Origin of the sequence: Actinomyces sp. 2119 (genome assembly GCF_003591215.1) — a bacterium.
In the GTDB taxonomy this organism is placed as follows: domain Bacteria; phylum Actinomycetota; class Actinomycetes; order Actinomycetales; family Actinomycetaceae; genus Actinomyces; species Actinomyces lilanjuaniae.
On the sequence record NZ_QYRR01000015.1, the window covers coordinates 1 to 4,401 of the forward strand.

The following is a 4,401-nucleotide window of genomic DNA, read 5'->3' on the forward strand; positions in this document are numbered from 1 at the left end:
GGCGTCGGGTGGTGCGCGCGGTGGTGGTGGCTGTTGTCCTGGTGCTGGTGGCGGCGGGTGCGCGTCTGTGGTGGGAGAACCCCTCGAGGCGCAGCGTGGAGCTGCCCGAGGGGATCGAGCAGGGGGTCGTGGCAGAGATCGGCGGCATAGGACCGTTGTGCACCAGTGTCGGCCTCGTGGAAGCGGGGGGGCTGCGCGCTCAGGGCCATGAGTGGGTGGGGACCCTGTGGCGCACACGCGTCGATCCCGGGACGGGTGCGTCCGCCGGTGAGGAGGAGACCTTTGAGCTGCGCCTGGGGGAGAGCTTCTACGCCGAGGGCCTGGGCACGGTCACCCTCCTGGCCGTCAACCCGCCCCCGCTGCAGAACCCGCTGAGGCCCAGGGGCGTCGTCGGGGGCTGGACCTACCGGGTCAACGTGGTCCTGGACCCCGGGGTCGTCCCCGAGAAGGCTTACTGGCAGGCGCCAGCGACGAGCACATGGGCACGGTGCGTACAGGTGGAGTCCTAGCAGGTGGTGACCTACATGTCGCCGATGTCGGTGCGGTCGAAGTACTTCTCGTAGTCCTCCCTGCTGATCCGGATGGTCCCGCCCCCGGTGCTGTGCCCGGTCTCGTCGGGGTCTGGTAGGGCGGGCGGTGGTGGGGCGCCGGGTGCCAGCAGCCTGGAGGGCTCTGGGGAAAGGAGGCTGGTATGGACAGTGAGGAGGCTTCGGTGCTGGTGCCCAGGCCGCAGGAGGGCGGCGAGGGCCCGGCGCGCGGCGGACAGGCCCCCGGTGGGGAGGGGCCTGGCGGCAGCGGGGCCCCTGGTGGTGTGAGCCGTTCTGGTGGTCGTGGTGCCCGGCGGGTGGGACGACGGTGGCGGCGCGTGGTGGTGGTGCTGGTAGTCGTGCTGGTGGTGGCTGGCGCCCTGTGGTGGGTGGTCCCGCTGCGGTTCAGTGCTCCGGCCTCGACACGCCTTGAGGAGAGGAACATCATCACTATGGGCGGGGCCGTCCCGCCGTTCTCCACCACGAACGGGCAGCTGACGCTGGCGGGGCTGGACCCGCGGGTGCACAGGTGGGTGGTCACCCTGAGGTGGTCGCACACTGATCCTGCTACGGGGGAGCTCACCGGGGCGGAGGAGCTTGTGCAGGTGGATCTGGGTGAGTCCGTCCACATTGAGGGTCTGGGCACGGTGACCCTGCTGAAGGTCAACCCGCAGGTGCTGCTTCCCTTTCTCTCCTCTGCGCCGGGAGAATGGTCGTGCACCGTCAACTTGGCCTTTGACCCCGGGGTCAGCAGGAAGCGCCGACCCTAGGAGCTGGGCGCGGCTGGGCGTCTGGGGCTCAGGGGGCCTGACCGATGTCGGTGCGAGCGAAGTACCTCTCGTAGTCCTCCCTGCTGATCTGGATAGTCCCACCCCCAGTGTTCTTTCCGTTCTCGTCGGGGTTGGTGTCCCAGGGGTTGTAGAGGGTGACGTGCTCCTCGTCAACGGCGACCACCGTGTAGGCGTGTCCGTCCTCGCCCTTCTGGCCGTCCCATTCGCCTCCTACGATGAGGCGCTGCTCCGGGCTGTTTGCCTCCTCGGAGTCGATGACACCATCACCGTTGGCGTCGACCGTGGCCTCCACCTCGGCACCCTTCCCGTCGAAGTCTCCTCCCGAGGTCGAGCCGACAACCGGCCTGCGCTCCTCCACGGCCTCCTCGATGGTGTCCCACTCCTCCTCGGTGTACTCGTGCTGGTTGTAGTGGCGGGGGTAGGGGAGGAAGCCCCACCTGCCCCACCCCCAGCCGTCGGTGCTGACCGTCTGCGTGCCCTCGCCTGAGATGCTCTCCATGGCCTCGCCTGGCCACCCGCCGGCCAGGGTGTTGTCCGAGGTGTGGTCCTTCAGGTACTCGGCGTAGGCGCGTTCGTAGATGTTGATGATGCTGGGGTACCCGTTCTTGTTCTCCTGGTTGCCGGAGGTGTAGTAGTCGTCCACGGTGATCTCGACCTCCTGGTCGCCGTCGTGGAAGGTGACCACGAAGGCGTTCTGGGACTCCTCCCACCGCACCTGGTCGCGCAGGGCCTGGCGGCCCTCCTCGGTGTCGGAGTAGGCCTGCAACGTGGCCAGCAGGTAGCAGTCACCAATGGTGCCCTGCCTCACGTCGGGCCAGCTGACGTTTCCGTCAGCCTGCCTGCGGATCCACGCGATGTCCCGGTCATCCAGCGGGGCTGTCTCGTACGAGTCTGCGTCCCCAGCTCCGGCGCTGGCGCCGTCCTGGCTGCTGGCGATGCTGGCGGCTCCCAGTGTGGTGGCGGCCTGGGTGGCGGCGTGGTGGACCTCGGCGCGCAGGGCGGCGAAGGTGGCGGCGATCCCGGCCAGTCCCGCCGCCGCGGGCCCGGCGGCCAGGGGGTTGCCCAGGGCGCTGCCCACCAGGGACTCGGCCTGGTCGCCGCAGCCCGGCGCGTATTTCCCGCAGCTCTCTCACGCGTAGTGCCGCGCCTTATCCCGTTCCAGGTAGGGGGAGCCCTCCGGGGCAGCACCCTCACACGTACTGCCGCGCCACCCCCACGGCCTCGGCCCCGTAGCTCCCGCCAAAGAGGAAGGCGTGGATCATGAGCAGGTGCAGGGAGTGCAGGCCCACCCGCTCGCGCCACCCGGCCGCCAGCGGTGACACCTCGTGGTAGGCGGCGTAGACCCGCTCCAGGTGCCTCTGCCCGAACACCCCCAGCGCGGCCAGGTCCGTCCCCGCGTGCGCCCCCTGAATGACCTTCCGTACGTGGGCCACACCCTCTGCCCCGCCTGACTTCAAGGCAAGAGGGTGACCCCGGGGTCCAGATTGATATTGAGAACGACTTGGTCGCCCGAGCCTGGAGCCCGGTTCCAGGGCATCAGCGGACCTGGGGACGCTCCTACCAGGGTGATCGTACCCAGTCCGTCGACATGCACTGAGTCCCCGAGCCCCAGCTCCAGGTAGTCCTGGGTGCCACCCCGGCGCTGCCACTCCAGAGTCGCCTCCCAGCGGTGCGCCCGCCCTCTCAGCTCTGCCAGCCTGAGAATGCCCGCTTCAGTCCGCGTTGGCTCAACAGGGCCGCTGAGAAACGTTCTCTGCCCCTCCTCGACCCCAGCAGGTAGGTCCACGTGCGCGGATGGCGGTCTGGTCCACCACAGGAAGCCGCACGCCCCGACGCCCACTAGCAGCACAGTCGCCACCGCCGCACGCACTGCCCTGTGGCGCAGCAACCACGTGGCACGCCAAGTGCCCGCACCGGTGGCAGGCACTACCTCGCCACCGGACATTCCTGCCGCCCTGTTCCATTAGGAGGGGCGAGGAGCCGCGTCTCGCTCCCTGCGGCTCCCACTGTTGCACTACTCACAATAACTGCACCCTTTCTCTTCCGCAACGCCGCTCACGGGATCTCGCCAATATGAGTGTCCGGGAAGCAGCGCTCATAGTCTTCCCGCGTCATCCTGATCAGGCCGCCGCTTTCACCTCCTCCTGTGGCGTCGTTGTGCGCCCACGGGTTGTACAGGGTGACGTACTCGTCGTCTACTGACACAACGGTGTACACATGATCGTGGACGACCGGATAGTCGCCCCTGGAGTCACCAGGATCCAGCCTCCCGTTCCTGTTAGTGTCAGCAAGAGCGTTCCGAGCGACCTCGCTGCTCGTGGTAGAGGCGACGACTGGCAGCCCCTTCGCGGACGCCTCACTGATCTGCTCCCACTCCTGATCGGTATAGCTGTCATCGTCCCAGAACACTGCCCAGCCCAGCAGGCCTTCTCCGCCTCGCGTGTCCACGTGTGTGGCGTCCCGGCCGGTGATGTCACGCATGGTGTCGCCTGGCCACCCGCCGGCCAGGGTGTTGTTTGACGTGTGGTCCTTCAGGTAGTCGGCGTAGGCGCGCTCGTAGATGTTGATGATGCTGGGGGCGCCCTGGTTGCCGGAGGTGTAGTAGTCGCGCACGGTGATCTCGACCTCCTGGTCGCCGTCGTGGAAGGTGACCACGAAGGCGTTCTGGGACTCCTCCCACCGCACCTGGTCGCGCAGGGCCTGGCGGCCCTCCTCGGTGTCGGAGTAGGCCTGCAACGTGGCCAGCAGGTAGCAGTCACCAATCGTGGCCTGGTCCACGTCGGGCCAGCTGACGTTTCCGTCAGCCTGCCTGCGGATCCACGCGATGTCCCGGTCATCCAGCGGAGCGGTGTCATCATCCCAGTCGCCACCGGCTCCCGCACCGCCTGTGCCGCCACCGCCCCCGCCGCTGCCCGCAGCCTGGCTGCCGTCCTGGCTGCTGGGCGGGCTGGCGGTTCCCAGTGTGGTGGCGGCCTGGGTGGCGGCGTGGTGGACCTCGGCGCGCAGGGCCTGGTAGGTGGCGGCGAGGCTGGCCAGGCCTGCGGCTGCGGGCCCGGCGGCCAGGGGGTTGCCCAGGGCGCTGT

General features: G+C 68.7%; 5 protein-coding genes. 2 read left to right on the forward strand and 3 right to left on the reverse strand.

Going from position 1 to position 4,401, the window contains the following annotated elements; all coding sequences use genetic code 11:
• Both D4740_RS12980 and D4740_RS12570 read left to right on the forward strand, forming a co-directional pair.
• A partial coding sequence (locus tag D4740_RS12980; RefSeq protein WP_182911419.1) for a hypothetical protein occupies positions 1 to 509 on the forward strand: 509 nt, incomplete at its 5' end.
• A gap of 182 nt (positions 510 to 691) precedes the next feature.
• Complete coding sequence (locus D4740_RS12570) at positions 692 to 1,297, forward strand: hypothetical protein (RefSeq protein ID WP_119837220.1); 606 nt, start codon at positions 692 to 694, stop codon at positions 1,295 to 1,297.
• A 28-nt stretch (positions 1,298 to 1,325) separates the two neighbouring features.
• Here D4740_RS12570 and D4740_RS12575 read toward each other — a convergent pair whose 3' ends face one another.
• From D4740_RS12575 to D4740_RS12590, 3 genes are all read right to left on the reverse strand, one after another.
• Positions 1,326 to 2,396 carry a C2 family cysteine protease gene (locus tag D4740_RS12575; RefSeq protein ID WP_119837221.1) on the reverse strand — a complete coding sequence of 357 codons (1,071 nt, stop codon included), beginning with the start codon at positions 2,394 to 2,396 and terminating at the stop codon, positions 1,326 to 1,328.
• 112 nt (positions 2,397 to 2,508) lie between these two features.
• Complete coding sequence (locus D4740_RS12580; RefSeq protein WP_119837224.1) at positions 2,509 to 2,751, reverse strand: fructosamine kinase family protein; 243 nt, start codon at positions 2,749 to 2,751, stop codon at positions 2,509 to 2,511.
• A gap of 622 nt (positions 2,752 to 3,373) precedes the next feature.
• On the reverse strand, positions 3,374 to 4,401 hold a 1,028-nt coding region (locus D4740_RS12590), incomplete at its 5' end, for a C2 family cysteine protease (protein WP_119837223.1).

What these genes read in the sequence shown, in the direction of transcription:
- D4740_RS12570 (WP_119837220.1), top strand. Translation starts at nt 692, where the DNA reads ATGGACAGTGAGGAGGCTTCGGTGCTGGTGCCCAGGCCGCAGGAGGGC.